At 29.4% G+C, this 16188-nt stretch carries 14 protein-coding genes and 1 tRNA gene; 6 read left to right on the forward strand and 9 right to left on the reverse strand.

The genetic code is table 11. From position 1 onward, the window contains the following. Nucleotides 1–12 precede the first annotated feature (12 nt). Nucleotides 13–681 (forward strand): hypothetical protein, encoded by a 669-nt coding sequence (locus BTO07_RS13945; RefSeq protein ID WP_087521813.1) that lies wholly within the window; start codon nucleotides 13–15, stop codon nucleotides 679–681. Nucleotides 682–1149: 468 nt separating this feature from the next. Then, the gene (locus BTO07_RS13950) at nucleotides 1150–1464 is read left to right on the forward strand and encodes a GIY-YIG nuclease family protein (RefSeq protein ID WP_087521814.1); all 315 of its coding nucleotides are present in this window, start codon (nucleotides 1150–1152) and stop codon (nucleotides 1462–1464) included. Between the two features lie 245 nt (nucleotides 1465–1709). On the opposite strand, the gene BTO07_RS13955 is transcribed toward BTO07_RS13950, so the two are convergent. Then, nucleotides 1710–2213, reverse strand: coding sequence for a GNAT family N-acetyltransferase (locus BTO07_RS13955; protein ID WP_087521815.1), 504 nt, complete (start codon nucleotides 2211–2213; stop codon nucleotides 1710–1712). Between the two features lie 58 nt (nucleotides 2214–2271). Here BTO07_RS13955 and BTO07_RS17585 point away from each other — a divergent pair, with 58 nt between their 5' ends. Further along, on the forward strand, nucleotides 2272–2871 hold the full coding sequence (locus tag BTO07_RS17585) for a PhnA domain-containing protein (RefSeq protein ID WP_087521816.1): 600 nt from the start codon (nucleotides 2272–2274) through the stop codon (nucleotides 2869–2871). A gap of 96 nt (nucleotides 2872–2967) precedes the next feature. Here BTO07_RS17585 and BTO07_RS13965 read toward each other — a convergent pair whose 3' ends face one another. The 3 genes from BTO07_RS13965 to BTO07_RS13975 all read right to left on the reverse strand — a co-directional run bounded on the left by BTO07_RS13965 (nucleotide 2968) and on the right by BTO07_RS13975 (nucleotide 6234). Next, complete coding sequence (locus BTO07_RS13965) at nucleotides 2968–4068, reverse strand: DUF4407 domain-containing protein (protein WP_087521817.1); 1101 nt, start codon at nucleotides 4066–4068, stop codon at nucleotides 2968–2970. Nucleotides 4069–4168: 100 nt separating this feature from the next. Beyond that, nucleotides 4169–5866 carry a M56 family metallopeptidase gene (locus tag BTO07_RS13970; protein WP_087521818.1) on the reverse strand — a complete coding sequence of 566 codons (1698 nt, stop codon included), beginning with the start codon at nucleotides 5864–5866 and terminating at the stop codon, nucleotides 4169–4171. Further along, entirely contained in the window at nucleotides 5866–6234 is a 369-nt protein-coding gene (locus BTO07_RS13975) for a BlaI/MecI/CopY family transcriptional regulator (protein ID WP_087522659.1), read from the reverse strand. The genes BTO07_RS13970 and BTO07_RS13975 overlap by 1 nt, the downstream gene beginning before the upstream one ends. A 122-nt stretch (nucleotides 6235–6356) precedes the next feature. On the opposite strand from BTO07_RS13975, the gene BTO07_RS13980 reads away from it, so the two are divergent. After that, nucleotides 6357–6983, forward strand: a complete 627-nt coding sequence (locus BTO07_RS13980; RefSeq protein ID WP_232457038.1) for a peptidylprolyl isomerase — start codon at nucleotides 6357–6359, stop codon at nucleotides 6981–6983. A 1-nt stretch (nucleotide 6984) separates the two neighbouring features. Here the strand turns inward: BTO07_RS13980 and BTO07_RS13985 are convergent, their stop codons facing one another. Beyond that, the gene (locus BTO07_RS13985; RefSeq protein ID WP_087521819.1) at nucleotides 6985–8628 is read right to left on the reverse strand and encodes a M1 family metallopeptidase; all 1644 of its coding nucleotides are present in this window, start codon (nucleotides 8626–8628) and stop codon (nucleotides 6985–6987) included. 73 nt (nucleotides 8629–8701) lie between these two features. After that, nucleotides 8702–10090 (reverse strand): dipeptidase, encoded by a 1389-nt coding sequence (locus tag BTO07_RS13990; RefSeq protein WP_087521820.1) that lies wholly within the window; start codon nucleotides 10088–10090, stop codon nucleotides 8702–8704. 104 nt (nucleotides 10091–10194) lie between these two features. Between BTO07_RS13990 and BTO07_RS13995 the strand changes: the two genes are divergently transcribed. Next, nucleotides 10195–10276, forward strand: a tRNA-Leu gene (locus BTO07_RS13995). A gap of 184 nt (nucleotides 10277–10460) precedes the next feature. Then, the gene (locus tag BTO07_RS14000; protein WP_087521821.1) at nucleotides 10461–13001 is read left to right on the forward strand and encodes a glycoside hydrolase family 2 TIM barrel-domain containing protein; all 2541 of its coding nucleotides are present in this window, start codon (nucleotides 10461–10463) and stop codon (nucleotides 12999–13001) included. Nucleotides 13002–13094: 93 nt separating this feature from the next. On the opposite strand, the gene BTO07_RS14005 is transcribed toward BTO07_RS14000, so the two are convergent. Genes BTO07_RS14005 through BTO07_RS14015 form a run of 3 tightly spaced genes read right to left on the reverse strand, consistent with a single transcriptional unit; the run spans nucleotide 13095 to nucleotide 16186 of the window. Beyond that, complete coding sequence (locus BTO07_RS14005; protein WP_087521822.1) at nucleotides 13095–14117, reverse strand: UDP-glucose--hexose-1-phosphate uridylyltransferase; 1023 nt, start codon at nucleotides 14115–14117, stop codon at nucleotides 13095–13097. A 19-nt stretch (nucleotides 14118–14136) separates the two neighbouring features. After that, complete coding sequence (gene galK / locus BTO07_RS14010) at nucleotides 14137–15285, reverse strand: galactokinase (RefSeq protein ID WP_087521823.1); 1149 nt, start codon at nucleotides 15283–15285, stop codon at nucleotides 14137–14139. Nucleotides 15286–15295: 10 nt separating this feature from the next. Then, complete coding sequence (locus BTO07_RS14015; RefSeq protein WP_087521824.1) at nucleotides 15296–16186, reverse strand: aldose 1-epimerase; 891 nt, start codon at nucleotides 16184–16186, stop codon at nucleotides 15296–15298. Nucleotides 16187–16188: the final 2 nt, after the last annotated feature.

Below are 16188 nucleotides of genomic sequence, written 5' to 3' on the forward strand. Positions count from 1 at the left end.
TTAATCAAAATTATGAAAATCGAATTACTAAATAAACTGAGAAAAGAAAGTGAAAGCGGAATTCAAAAAGTTTTTGAGGAATTAGAAAATATGTCTACCGAATTTGGAACTGATGAATTTAGTGGAAATAAAAGAGAAGAGTTAATAGTAAGATTTGACCGATTTGGAGTTGATTTGAATGAGAATGGCGAAAAGGAAATGATTCGTGTCAAATTAGGAATCTACTTAGTGGATAAAAATGAAATTTGGGTTAATTCACTTCAACCAATTGGTGATTATTTAAGAATTTATGATTTGAAAGGAGAATTTGTAGATGAATTCATTACTATAAATAAAAAGAAAATTGAATTTGATATTAATTTTTGGATTGAAACTTTTAGCAAAATTGTTCCAAAACGTTATTTCAGGAGAAATATGCCTGAATATCATTTAGTGACTTATATAAATCATTCAATTTTTCTTTTTCAAGCAAGAGATTTTGAAGGGGCTTTTATTTTCTTGAAAAGAATTCTTGATTATCTTGAAATATCTAAAAATAATGAACGAATTGAGTCTGAATATTTAGATAAATTGGATTCTTACCTTGAATCAATGTTTTACTATTTGAAAAATAATGTATTGATTGTTTTAGAAAAAAGTGAAAAATATAATATTGAAAAACGACTAAAAACGAAAAGCTAACTTAAGCCGTGTACTAAAAATTACTAAATTAGTTCATAATTAAAAGTAGTTGCTTTTTTGCTAACTTCTGAACTCCTTGTGGAAATTTCTCATTCACAAAAATCTCAATTTAAAAGGAGATTTCTCAATCGCTTAAAAAAGCTCATTTCGAAATGACAATAGTGCTTTGTCATTCCCACGAAAGTGGGAATCCATAATTGATATATAAAAATTATTGCATCAATTCATTTGTCTCTAATTTAATAAGTAAATGATTTTCTGTTTTATTTAGTTTAGATTCCCGATTTCTCGGGAATGACAAACCGATGAACTTCTTTTAAATTTAATTTCTTTAGAAATTAAATAAAACTTTGTCATTGTAAGGTGAGCCTTTGCTGAATGCAGTCGGAATAAAGTAATCTCATTTCGAAATGATATTCGTAACTTGTCATTCCCGAGAAATCGGGAATCCATACTTCGAAATTTAATATGAAAACAATTCATCAATATTACGTTTATTTATTAGCAAGTAAAATTAGAGGTACTTTATATATTGGTGTTACAAATGATTTACAAAGAAGAGTTTACGAACACAAAATGGGAATCAAAAAAGGTTTTACGTTCAAATATGGAGTAAATAGATTGGTATATTTTGAAACGTTTCAAAATATTGAAGAAGCTATTGTTAGAGAAAAGAAATTAAAAAAATGGAATAGAAGTTGGAAAATAGAATTGATAGAAAAGGAGAATGCCAGTTGGCAAGATTTAGCAAAAGATTGGTATGATAACCTTTTAATAGATTAGTTTGGATTCCCGATTTCTCGGGAATGACAAAACTGTTACCTTCTTTAAAATTCACTTTATTCTTAATAAATAAAAAGCTAGCAAACAAGTCTAGCCCTGATTGAACGGTTTGTTTGAGCTCTTTTTTTTATGCTGAACTCGATTCAGTATCTGTTTCAATAATGAATTTACTTTTTAAAAATAGAGAGATGCTGAAATAAATTCAGCATAAGAAAAAAGCGAGTAGTGAAAGCAGGAAATAGCTTCTAAAAGGCATACTCAAAAACAGCATCTTTTTCGTCGCCAAAAACTTCTTGTAACCCAATAAATTTAAAGTCTAATTTTTTTAATAATTTTTGAGAATTCACATTATCAGGTTTCGTAAAAGCGAATACTTTTTTTTGTCTAAAAGTAGCACGAACATATTCTATAATTAACTTTGTAGCCTCTGCTGCATAGCCTTTTCCTCTTCCTTTAGGTAAAAAGCCATAACCAATATCTACAAATTCTAATTTGTCTCTTTGCAATGCTGTAGAAACCCCAAGTGCTTCGTTGGTTTCTTTTAAGATTACGGTAAAGAAACCCAATCCGCCTAATTTTGAGTTTTCAAGCTGCATCTTTTTTAGATAAGTAGCAGTTTCATCAATAGAATTTAAGCTTTTATCACTTATAAAATAAATCCATTCTGGATTATTGAACAATTCAAAATAAAATGGAGCATCACTTATTTTAATATCTCTAATAATTAACCTTTCGCTTTCTAATTTCATTCAATAAAAATAAGTAGATTAAATTAAAAATGTACTTTTGCTTCACAAAAATTATAATATGAGTTTACAACAAGATTTAGAAAGTAGAAGTGGAAGTCAATGCGAATTATGTGCTTCAAAAGATAATTTAGCAATTTACGAAGTAAAACCAACATCTACCGTTGGTGGTAGTGGAGTTGACGGAAGTTTACTTGCTTGTGAAACTTGTAGAACTCAAATTGATAGTGCAGAAGATACAGAAGCAAACCACTGGCGTTGTTTAAACGATTCTATGTGGAGTGAACACAGAGCTGTAAAAGTAGTTGCTTGGAGAATGTTATCTCGTTTAAGAAACGAGGGCTGGCCAAAAGATTTACTAGATATGATGTATTTAGAAGATGATGATTTACGTTTTGCAAAAGAATCTGGAGATCATTTAGATGACAGTGAAAAAATTATTCACAGAGATGCAAACGGAGCAATTTTACAAGCAGGAGATTCTGTAGTTTTAATTAAAGATTTAAAAGTAAAAGGATCTAGTTTGGTTGCCAAACAAGGTACAGCAGTTCGTAGAATTTCTTTAGATCACGAAAACGCGAAACATATTGAAGGTAAAGTAGGACCAACGCAAATTGTAATTATTACAGATTTCGTTAAGAAAATGCCAGAAAAGGAGTAGTTTTTTGTCATTGCGAAGGAAGAATGACTGAAGCAATCTGTTTATTGATTAAGAGATTGCTTCGTTCCTCGCAATGACGAGTAAATTTAAAATTTTCTACAACATTTTTTGTTGTTTTTTATAAAAAGAATCGGCTTGCAATTTCATTAAATCGCGAGCCATTTTTTGTTTATAAGCATGTAGTTCTTCCTCTTCAGTAATATCTTTATAAACTTTGTTATTTATAATAATATCTGCTTTCAGCATTTCTTCTCTTTGCTGAACTTGTTGTTTTACCCACGTTTTTACAGCACTTTCTTCATCTTGAAGTTTAAAATCATATTCACCTTTTGGTGAAATTAATTTTGCAAATATTGGCGACGTTTCAATAGCTAAAAACAATAAGAATATAAAGAACGATGGCAACCAAGGTAATTTACCAAGAGCATTTATTCTCGCCATTAAACCATCAAAATTTGCAATGATAGGTTGTGTTTTACTTTCGTATACTTCTTGTTTCTTTTGTATGTCTATAATTGCTGTTTCTTTCGTGCTTATTTTATCAGCATTGTCTTTTTTAAGCTGATTCAGTTCCGTTAAAGCAGCGTCGTGTTTTATTCGTTTTTCTTTATAAACAGGACCTTTTCCTAATAATTTGGTTCCTTTTCTGCCTTCTGCCTCAGAAATATACGTTTCATACAAAGCATTGGTTTTTGATTCTTGAGTTGTGATTTCTTGTTTTAATCCATCAATTTCTGAATTTATTTTCACAATTTCAGGCGTAAATTGTTCAGCAATCTGAGTTTTATTATCCAACGTCATTTGGTTTTTTTCTGTCAATAAAACCTGATTGATTTCTTTCTCAAACAACTTTAATTCTAAAGGTTTAGAAATTACAATCGCAATAATAACTGCCAAAATAATTCTTGGTGAAGCTTGTGAAAATTCTTTCCACTTAGAATCTGACTTTTTAATTGTAGAAACAATAAACCGGTCTAAATTAAAGATTAACAATCCCCAGATACTTCCAAAGAAAATGGCACCGTACAAGTTATCAAAAACTGTAAATAGTGCATAACTTCCAGCAATTGTAGCCATAACAGCTGTGAAAAATACAGTAGCGCCAATACCAACGTATTTATTTTGTTCGCCATCAGAACAATTATTTAGAATCGTTTTATCTACTCCAGAACAAGTAATAAAGAATTTTTTAAGCACAGTTTTCTATTTGATTATATAGTTACAACGTGTTTATAGCTAATTTGTTACATAAAAAAACCTCGAATGTTCGAGGTTTTTTCAGTTGAGGTTGGTTAGATTACTCTTTTTTACTTGTTATATAAACAGACCCAGAACCATCTTTATTTTTTTTAACATTGACATTTTTTATATTCTCAAAGTTAAAATTTTCCATTTCTTCCTTTGATATAATCTTGCCGTCTAAGTAATAGGTTGGTTCTTTTTTTTGTTTTGTATCAATTTCTTTAATAGTTATTGTTTTTTTACTTGTTATATAAATAGAACCAGAACCATCTTTGTTTTTTTTAACATTTATACTTTTTATCTTGTCAGGGGTCAATGTTTTCATTTCTTTTTCGGAAACAATCTTGCCATCTATGTAATAAGTTGGTTTCACTTTTTTTCCTGTATCAATTCTTCTAACAGTAATTCCTTTTTTAAAAATTTTAACAATCGGATTTTTTAAATTTTCACTTCTTGTCTCAATATTTAAATCCTTGTTTTTCTTAAGTAATTCAATTGCTTTATCTGATGTGATTTCTTTAGCTTCAAAAATGAAAATAGCATCTTTTTTTGCCATTTTTATTATGTGAACTATGGGAGAAACTGAAGGAGGAAGAGATGTTGCAAATTTTATTTCCTTATTGTTTTCTTTTACTGGAGGTGGAGGTGGTGGAATTACATCAAAAACATTCTCTACAGAATTTTTTTGTTTTTCAGACATTACTTTATACAGATACTGCAGTTTTAGTACATCTTTCTGTTTAAATATTTTAGCCTTTTTCCCTTTAGCTAATAGCTTTTTGTATTCTCTTACTTCAGATTTTGTAGCTGATAGTTTTTCATATTTTATTTCTACATTAGAAGGAATTGTATCTTTATTTATTTCACTAATTTTTAAATCAGAAATTGATATTGAATTATCATTTTTTGCTTCAACTCTTTTGGCAAAGAGGAATATAAAACCAGCTAATAACGGAATAATAGCGAGTTTTTTTATTAATATTTTTGAGTTTGAACTCTTTGTTGTCATCATTGTTAATCTTTTTTTAGTAAGTGAATAATTCAAATTACTGGCCAAGTAATATTCGTTGTTCCAAGCAGCTTTACCTAGCAGTAGATGCTGATATTGAGATGTGTTTTTATAAGTAGCAATAACTTTGTTATCGGCTAAAAATTCGTGATTTAATTGTATTGCTTTTTTAAGAATGATAAATAATGGGTTTATCCAAAAAAGGATGTATAGAAATTCAACTATTAATACATCAATTGTATGTTTTTGATTAACGTGGGTTAATTCGTGCGTTATTAATTCAGGTTCAATTTTATCTGAAATGTATTCTTCTTTATTGATAAAAATATAGTTCAAAAAAGAATGTGGTAATATTTTATCATCCACTAAAACGAGTGTCGCATAATCTAGTTTTTGATGTTGATTCCTTTTAATTTTATTAATTATTTTAAATAAGTTTTTACCAAATCTAAAAGTAAAAACACTAGAAATTATAAAGTAAATACTAGTAAATATTAATGTATAGTTTATACTTTTCTCAACAGGTGTTTCTAATGTAGAATAGCTTATTGAATGTGTTGATGTTATTATTTTAGGAATAGCTTCTATATAAATAACAAAAGCAGGAACTAAAAAAGAAAACAAAACACTGCCTAACAAATAGAAACGATTGAATTTGTGCATCTTTTCACGTTCTAAAACTAAATGGTAGAAAGCAAGCAAAAGAGCTAAACAACCAGCAGATTTTAAAAGATAAAGTACCATTATTGTTGTTTTTTAATTTGACTATCAATTACCTTCTTTAATTCTTCTAATTCCTCTGTAGAAAGATTTGTTTCTTTTGTAAAGAAAGAAGCAAACTGACTTGCAGAATCATTAAAGAAGTTTTTAATTAAACCATTTACGTGTTTCGAAAAATAATCTGTTTTCTTTATTATTGGAAAGTATTCTCTAGACTTACCAAACAATTTATAATCGATAAAACCTTTATCAGAAATTCTTTTTAGCAAAGTTGCAACTGTTGTTGTTGCTGGTTTTGGTTCAGGGAAATCTTCTAATAATTCTTTTAAAAATGCTTTTTTACGTTTCCATAAATATTGCATTAATTGTTCTTCAGTTTTAGATAATTGCATCGGATATTGTTTTTGCTCTACAAACATAGAGTAAAAAAATGGATTCTACAAATGTAGAGTTCATTTTTGAAACTTCATTTTGGTATATTTGTAGCGTTATAAAGAGAAAACGAATTAAAAAAATGAAAAATAATATTCTATTAATTGCTAGTATTGTACTATTTACTTCTTGTGCGACTAAAAAATTTAAAGAAAAATGGTTAGAAAAAGAAGCGCCAGCAACTTTTAAAGCTAGGTTTGAAACTACACAAGGAAATTTTGATATTGAAGCAACCAGAGAATGGTCGCCAAAAGGTGTAGATCGATTTTATCAGTTAATAAAATATGGATATTATGATGATGTTGCTCTTTTTAGAGTAGTACCTGATTTTGTTGCTCAATTCGGAATTCACAATGATTCTTTAATTAATAAAAGTTGGGAAAAAGGAATTCAAGACGAACCTGTAATTCAGAAAAATGATGCAATGACACTTGCATTTGCAAGAGGTGGAATAGCAACAAGATCGAATCAGATTTTTATCAATTTAAAAGATAATTATCGTTTAGATAAATTAACTTATTCTGGTGTTTCTGGTTTTCCTGTAATTGCAAAAGTAATTGAAGGGAAAGAAAATGTGTTGAAATTTTACAATGGTTATGGCGATAAATTAGGCAGACAACAAGAAAAAATCAATAAATATGGAAATACTTTTTTAAGAGAGAAATACCCAAAAGTAGATTACATTATAAAAGCATATTTAATTAAATGATTTAGTTTTTTGTGTAGATATAAAAATTTGGATCTACTTTTATTTCTGAATTTTCAGATTTTAGATTCATTTTCTTCAGTTCTTCTGTAGGATAAATCCATTGTTCTTTATCATTTATTGTAACTTTTATTGGCATTTTAAAAGCATCAACAACATTTGTCCATTTGTAATTTAAAACCTTATTTTTAATAGAGTATTCTAATGTAGGAATTCTTATGTCTCTTAAATATTGATTGAAGAAAGGTGTTAAGTCAAAACCAGTTTCTGAGGATAAAAACGCTTCAATTTGCACAGATGTAACCGTCTGATGATAAAATGTTTTGTTCATTTTTCTTAAAATAGAACGCCATTTATCATCATTGTTAATTAACTGTCTTAAGGTATGAAGCATGTTTCCTCCTTTATAATACATATCTCCAGAGCCTTCATTATTTACATCATATTGACCAATAATGGTGTTTTTATTTTTAATCGCTTTTCTAGTACCGATTACATATTCTGATGAAGCTTTTTTTCCATAGTAATAATCTAAAAATAGATTTTCTGAATAATTGGTAAAGCTTTCATGAATCCACATATCTGCAATATCCTTATTGGTAATATTATTAGCAAACCACTCATGTCCAGATTCGTGAATTATTATAAAATCGAACTTTAAACCCCAACCAGTTCCAGATAAATCACGCCCTAAATAACCTTGCATATATTTGTTTCCATAAGTAACAGAACTTTGGTGTTCCATACCTAAATAAGGTACTTCTATCAATTTATAACCGTCTTTATAAAAAGGATAAGGTCCAAACCAATGTTCAAAAGCTTTCATCATTTTTGGAGCATCTTTAAAATGACTTTTTGCTTTCTCTAAATTGTCTTTTAGTATATAATAATCCATGTCTAAAGAACCTTTTTCTCCATTGAAGACTTCAGAAAAATGCGCATAATTACCAATGTTTACATTTACACCATAATTATTAATAGGATTGTCTATAAACCAATTATACGTTTTTGTTCTACCATTATCTTCTACACTTTCTAATTTACCATTAGAAACGTCCATTAAATTAGAAGGAATAGTAACACTAATTCGCATACTTTCAACCTCGTCATACATGTGATCTTTACAAGGCCACCAAACACTTGCTCCTAAACCTTGACAAGAAGTTGCTACAAAATGATTTCCGTTTTTATCTTTTTTCCATGAAAAACCTCCATCCCAAGGAGCTCTAATTGCTTCTTTAGGGTTTCCTTGATAATAGACAATAACTGTTTCCGTTTTTCCTATATGTTGATTTTTTATCAATTTTACAAAATGTGCATTTCCATCATGAATCACTTTTAATTCTTTACCATCTTGCATCACTTTAGTAATTGTTAAAGGTGCTTGTAAATCAATTTGCATTGTTTTATTAGCGCTTAAAACCTTGTACTTAATCGTGTTTTTTCCTGAAATGTATTTTTTATCAGGGTTTACGTTTACTTCTAAATGATAGTAAGTTAAATCCCACCAAATTCTTTCTGGAGTAATTGAACCTCTTAAAGTATCTTGTCTTGTGAAATTGCTTTTTTCTCCTAACAATCCTTGAGAACATGAACTTAAAGAACAGATTAATGTCAAAAAAAGTAGAAGAGAAAAACGATATTTCATAAAGAGTAGATTAAATAGAAGTGTAAAAAAAGCTTGCCGAAATTATATTCGACAAGCTAAATGTGATTGTTTTTTATTTTGATAACTCTGTAAAATATTTATAAAAATAAGGAATCGTTTCAATACCTTTTAAGTAATTCCAAACCCCAAAATGCTCGTTAGGTGAGTGAATTGCATCAGAATCTAAACCAAATCCCATTAAAATAGTTTTGCTTTTTAATTCTTGTTCAAACAACGCAACAATAGGAATACTTCCTCCACTTCTTTGTGGAATTGGAGTTTTACCAAAACTAGTTTCATACGCTTGACTAGCTGCTTGATACGCAATATTATTTGTTGGTGTTACATAACCTTGACCTCCATGATGAGGTGTTACTTTTACAGTTACAGATTTTGAACCGATACTTTCAAAATGATTTTTGAATAATTCAGTAATGTTTCTCCAATCTTGATTAGGAACTAAACGCATAGAAATTTTAGCAAATGCTTTACTTGCAATTACAGTTTTTGCTCCTTCACCAATGTAACCTCCCCAAATTCCGTTTACGTCTAACGTTGGGCGAATAGAATTACGTTCGTTGGTAGAATATCCTTCTTCTCCGTGAACTTCATCAATTTTTAAAGCATCCTTATATTTATCTAAAGAAAACGGCGCTTTGGCCATTTCTGCTCTTTCTTCAGTTGATAATTCTTCTACATTATCATAAAAACCAGGAATCGTAATATGATTATTCTCATCATGTAAAGAAGCGATCATTTTGGTTAAAATATTAATAGGATTTGCAACTGCACCACCATATAAACCAGAATGTAAATCTCTATTTGGACCCGTAACTTCTACTTCTACATAACTTAAACCACGTAAACCTGTTGTAATTGAAGGAATATCATTGGCAATCATTCCTGTATCAGAAATTAAAATTACATCGTTCGCTAATTTTTCTTTGTTTCTTGGTACAAACCAAGCTAAACTTTCAGAACCAACTTCTTCTTCACCTTCAATCATAAATTTTACATTACAAGGTAAATTCCCTGTAGATGTCATGTATTCTAATGCTTTAACGTGCATATACATTTGTCCTTTATCATCACAAGCACCTCTTGCAAAAATGGCTCCTTCAGGATGAGTTTCTGTTTTTTTAATTACAGGTTCGAATGGAGGAGAAGTCCATAATTCTATTGGATCTGCTGGTTGCACGTCATAATGACCATAAACTAAAACAGTTGGTAAGCTTTTATCTATAATTTTTTCTCCATAAATAATTGGATATCCTGGAGTTTCGCACATTTCTACATTGTCGCAACCTGCTTTTTTTAGACTATTTAAAACAAAATCGGCAGTTAGTAAAACATCCTTTTTGTAAGCAGAATCGGCACTTACAGATGGAATTTTAAGTAAATCGACTAACTCGTTTAAGAAACGTTCTTTGTTGTCTTTTATATAAGATTGTATATTATTCATTGTGATATTTTTTTTTCTATATCAAAAGTAGAAAAATTATAATGAACTGCTTTGCAGTTTGCAAGTATTGTTTATATTTGCATCCCAATTAAATTGGATAAGTTGCAGGCGTGGTGGAATTGGTAGACACGCTAGACTTAGGATCTAGTGCCGCGAGGTGTGAGAGTTCGAGTCTCTCCGCCTGTACAATATAAACCTTTCAAAGATTTTTCTTTGAAAGGTTTTTTATTGGGTACAACTTAAGTGCAATAAATTGTTTTTCCCTTTTTGATTTTGGTAATAAATAGGTTAAAAGTGTTCGTCTTTTAATCAAATGTATTATTATATCTAAATAATTAACCTGATTTTTACAGAAGGAAAAAATTAAAAAATGAAAAAAATATCCTTGCTTTTTTTGACAGTTTTTGTTTTGCTAAGTTGTTCTTCAAAAAATAATGTAGAGTTTTCAAGAAATTCTGATTTTAATTTGAATTGGGAATTTTCGTTATCTCAAGAAAATGTTCATATAAATTCAATTTCGCACTCAGAATTTAAAACATTGAACCTACCACATGATTGGGCGGTTGAAAATGAGTTTGATAAATCATTGGGAGATGATGCGATTGGAACTGGATATTTAGCAAGTAAAGGATATGGTTATTATAAAAAGATTTTTGATATTCCTTTTGATGAAAATAAAGTAACATATATCTTATTTGATGGAGTTTATAATAATTCTGAAGTTTCTATAAACGGAACAAAATTAGGATTTCATCCTTATGGATATTCTCCATTTTACTTTAATATTTCTGAATATTTAAATAAAGATGGAAAAAAAAATGTGATTTATGTTAAGGTGGATCATTCTAGATTTGCTGATAGTAGATGGTATACTGGAGCAGGAATTTATAGAAATGTAGAATTGATTAGTGTAAATAAATTACACATTCCTGTTTGGGGAACATTTATTACAACACCTCAGGTTTCTAAAGAAAAAGCAACTATAAATATTGAGGTTTCAGTCAAAAATGATTTTTCTTCAGAAGAAAATATAACTGTAAGAACAACAATTATTGATGCGAATAATAATGAAGTTAATACTGTAACTTCTGATATTAAACTAAAAGGAAATTCTTTAGAAAAAGTTAGTCAAAATATAAATGTATTGAATCCTTCTTTATGGGATATTGATAACCCTAATCTTTATAAGGCTGTTACTTTAATACTTACAAATTCTAAAGAAGTAGATTCTTATACTACCGATTTTGGAATAAGAAATGTAAAGTTTGATGCAGATAAAGGTTTTTTCCTAAATGGAGAAAATATGAAGATTAAAGGTGTTTGTATTCATCACGACGCTGGTATGGTTGGTACTGCAATTCCGAAAGGAGTTTTAAGAAGAAGACTGCAAATTTTAAAAGATGCAGGTGTTAATGCTATTCGTGTTTCACATAATCCTGCCTCAAATGAATTATTAGATTTATGTGATGAAATGGGGTTTTTAGTTCAAGATGAATTTTTTGATGAATGGGACAATCCAAAAGACAAACGTTACAATCAAAACGAATCTAAAAGTACAGATTACATTACACGTGGTTACGGAGAATATTTTCAAGAGTGGGCTAAAAAAGATTTACAGGCAGTTGTGTTAAGTCATAGAAATCACCCGTCAGTTTTTCAATGGAGTATTGGAAATGAAATTGAATGGACCTATCCTCGAAATGCCGCTGCAACCGGATTTTTTAATAATATGAGCTGGGGTGGAAACTATTTTTGGTCTGAATCGCCTTATTCTACAGATGAAATTAAAGAACAGTTAGAAACACTTCCAAGAGGTAAGTATGATATTGGAGAAACTGCACAAAAATTATCTGATTGGACAAAAGAGTTAGATGTAACTCGTTCTGTTACTGCAAATTGTATTTTACCTTCTGCAAGTCATTTATCTGGTTATGCAGATGCTTTAGATGTTGTTGGTTATAGTTACAGAAGAGTATTATACGATTATGGCCATAAAAATTACCCAAACAAACCAATTTTGGGCACAGAAAACTTAGCACAATATCACGAATGGAAAGCTGTTTTAGAAAGACCCCACATTTCTGGAATTTTTCTTTGGACTGGTTTCGATTATATGGGAGAAATAAGAGATCCTTGGCCAACAAGGGTTCAGCCTTCAGGATTGTTAAACACTGCTGGTTTTACAAAAGGTTCTTATCATATGATGAAAACATTATGGTCTAAAGATCCTCATATTTATTTTGCAACTCAAAACATTGAAAAGTCATTAAATAAAATTGATTATAATGGAAAAATTGTTCCTAAAGATCCTGAAAAATGGAAAAAACAATTATGGGAATGGTATGATATTAATGAACATTGGAATTATAAAGTAGGTGATGTTATTTCTGTTGAATTGTATTCAAATTGTGATGAAATTGAATTATTCTTGAATGGAAAATCTTTAGGTCTTAAAAAATTATTAGATTTTGAAGATCATATTTACAAATGGGGAGTTCCTTTTACTGATGGTAAATTGGTTGCTAAAGGAAAAAAAGAGGGTAAAGCATTTGTTTCAGAAATAAATACTGCTAGAAAATCAACTGCAATTATATTGACTTCTGAAGAGAAAAATATAAAAGCAAATAATTATGATGTTTCGCACATTATTGCTCAATTAGTCGATGAGAAAGGTAATCCAGTTAAAACGGATGAAAAAGAAATTACTTTTAAAATTAAAGGAGATGTAGAATTATTAGGAGTTGATAATGGGTGGAAAAATAGTATTCAGAAATTTAAAACAAATATAAATACAACTTATAAAGGTAGAACACTATTGATTATTCAAGCGAATGATAAAGCAGGAAAAGTTGAAGTTATTGCGAATGTAAAAGGAATAAAATCAAGTAAAATTGTAATTAACTTGGAATGATTTTTTTTTGATAATTATAAGGTTTAAAAGATATCCTGACAAATAAAAAAAGCTTCTCAATGAGAAGCTTTTTGCTTTTAGAAGTTTGTTGTTTTACAAACAGTCTTTTATCATTTTTACAGCTTGTTCAGCAGTAATATCTCTTTGCGGAGTTCCAAACATTTCATAACCTACCATAAATTTCTTTACAGAAGCGCTTCTTAATAATGGTGGATAAAAACTCATATGCCAATGCCAATGCTTATTGTCATTTCCATCTGTTGGCGCTTGATGAATACCACTAGAATATGGGAAAGAAGTATTAAATATTTTATCATAAGCTTTGGTTAAAACAGCAATTGCTTCTCCATATTGTAAAGCTTCTTCTTCATTCATTTCTAAAATATTCGCTTGATGTTTTTTAGGAACAATCATTGCTTCAAATGGCCAAATAGCCCAGAAAGGAACTAAAACTACAAAACCATCATTTTCAAAAATAATACGTTCTTTCTTTTCTAATTCTTGTGTTAAATAATCACCTAATAAACTACTTTTCTTGTCGTTAAAGTAATTTAATTGTTGTGTGTTCTTTTTATCAACTTCGTTTGGTAAAGAAGATTGACTCCAGATTTGTCCATGTGGATGTGGATTACTACATCCCATTACAGCTCCCTTATTTTCAAAAATTTGAACATAATTGATTTTAGGATTTTCAGACAATTCTTTAAATTCTCTTTGCCAAGCAAAAACTACTTTTTGAATTTCTGAAGCAGACATGTCTGCTAAACTTTTTGAATGATCTGGGCTAAAGCAAATTACTTTACAAATACCAGTTTCACTTTCTGCTTTTAAAAGACCATCATTTACATTAAATGTTGGTGAATCGTTTTGTAAAGCTGCAAAATCGTTAGTAAAAACAAAAACATCTTTATACTCCGGATTTACTTCTCCGTTAATTCTTGTGTTTCCAGCACATAAATAACAAGATTCATCATGAGATGCTCTTTTTTCGTTATTTACTTCTTCGTTTTGTCCTTGCCAAGGTCTTTTAGCTCTGTGTGGAGAAACTAAAACCCATTCTCCTGTAAGAATATTAAATCGCTTATGCGAATAATCTTGTAAATTAGTAGTACTCATCTTTTAGTCTTGTAGTTGATTATTTTACGATATGTGTTCCTTCAGAAAGTTCAATAAAATATACTGAACATTCATTGTCGAATTTATTTTTGTAAGCCTTAGATGCTGTTTCGGCAAATGCTTTAGCTTCACTTTTTGAAATTAAATTGATCGTACAACCACCAAAACCACCACCCATCATTCTTGCTCCTAAAACCTCTTTGTTTTGCTTTGCTTGATCAACCAAAAAGTCTAACTCATCACAACTCACAAAATATTGATTAGATAAACCTTCGTGAGATTGATAAATTAAAGAACCTAATAATTCTAAATCATTATCTTCAATTGCTTTTGCTGCTTTTAGAGTTCTTTCGTTTTCTTGAATAACGAATAAAGCTTTTTGATAGTTAGCAGGTGTAACCTTGTCTTTAATAGTTTCTAAATCTGCTTCAGTAGCATCTCTTAACGCTTTTATTCCTAATAATTCAGAAACTCCTTCACAAGCTGAACGTCTATCATTATAAGCACTATCAGATAAACTGTGTTTTACGTTTGTGTTAATCAACATTAATTGATGATCTTTAAAATCAATTTTATATGGTTTAGACTCCACAGTTCTGCAATCTAAGTGTAAAGCATTGTCTTTAATACCAAACATACTAGCGTATTGATCCATAATTCCGCAGTTTACACCCACATAATTATGTTCAGCTTTTTGCGATATTAAAATCATTTCGTGCTTAGTAAGTCCTAAATCGAAAATTTCATTTAATCCAAAAACAACACTGTTTTCTAAAGCAGCAGAAGATGACATACCAGCTCCTCCAGGAATATTTCCTTTAAAAATGATGTTAAAATTACCGATAACTTTATTTTTATTTTGAATTTCTGCAACAACACCAAAAACATAGTTCTCCCAACTTCCTTCTTTAGAAGGTTTTAATTTATCCAGTTCAAACTCTATTGTACTGTCTAGATCTAAAGCAATAGCTGTAGAGCTAGCAGAATCACTTTTTTGAACTGCTGCTGCAATTCCTTTGTTTACAGCTGCAGGAAATACAAAACCATCATTATAATCTGTATGTTCTCCAATAATGTTTATTCTTCCAGGAGAAAAAATTAATAAAGGTTCTGTTTTAAATTTATCGATGAATGTATCTTTAACATCCTTAATTAGTGTTGCACTCATTTGAATATCGTTAAATGTTATTAATGTTTATTTTCCAAGTAATGGAGTGTTCTTTGTTTGGTTGTAAAGTTTGTAAACCTATTTTATTATTAAAACTATCTGAAACACCTGTTGTAGGTTCTATAGCTATTGTATTTAATCTCGGTGGAGTATAAGCTTGTAAAAAGTTATCTTTTACAGAAGAAGAAAAGTTTAATTGATATTTTGGAGTGTTAAACTGAACTTTATCAGAATTTAAAACCCAACAATCATCTAATTGTTTGTCTTCAATATCTAATGCAACTTTAGAATTAACATCTTTAACTCCAGTAGTAATGTTTCTATCTCCAATAATTACTTGTTGATCACAATCAAAATTTAAAGTGCTTTTTGATAAATTATCACTTATAAAATAAGGATGCCATCCCATTGTAAATGGAAAAGCGTTATCATCTGTGTTTTTTACATTAAGTTGTAAACTTAAAGTATCATTATTAAAAATATAAGTTACTTGAATCGAATACGTATAAGGAAAACCTGCAGTTTTGGTATGCTCTGTATATTCTAAAGTTATTTTAGCGGTATCAAGAGAAACTTCTTTTTCGATTACGTTAAATGTTTTATCATAAACATAGCCATGAAGCGCATTTTTTTCTTCTTCTTGATTTTTTTCTAGTTGAAAACTTTCATTATTAAAAGAATATATTCCGTCTTTAATTCTATTTGCAAACGGAAATAAAATTGAAGAAGCGAACGTAGAATTATAGGTTAAGGGAGTTAAATCTTGAATAATTGTTTTTCCTCCTAAAGTTAATTCTTGTAAACTAGCTCCTTGGTTTAAGTAAATTTTTCCGAAAACTGAATTGTCAGAATTTTTTACTTCTAAAATATTTGCCTCTTTGTTGTGGTTTATTGTATACACAG

The organism is Polaribacter sp. SA4-12 (assembly GCF_002163675.1).
GTDB lineage: Bacteria > Bacteroidota > Bacteroidia > Flavobacteriales > Flavobacteriaceae > Polaribacter.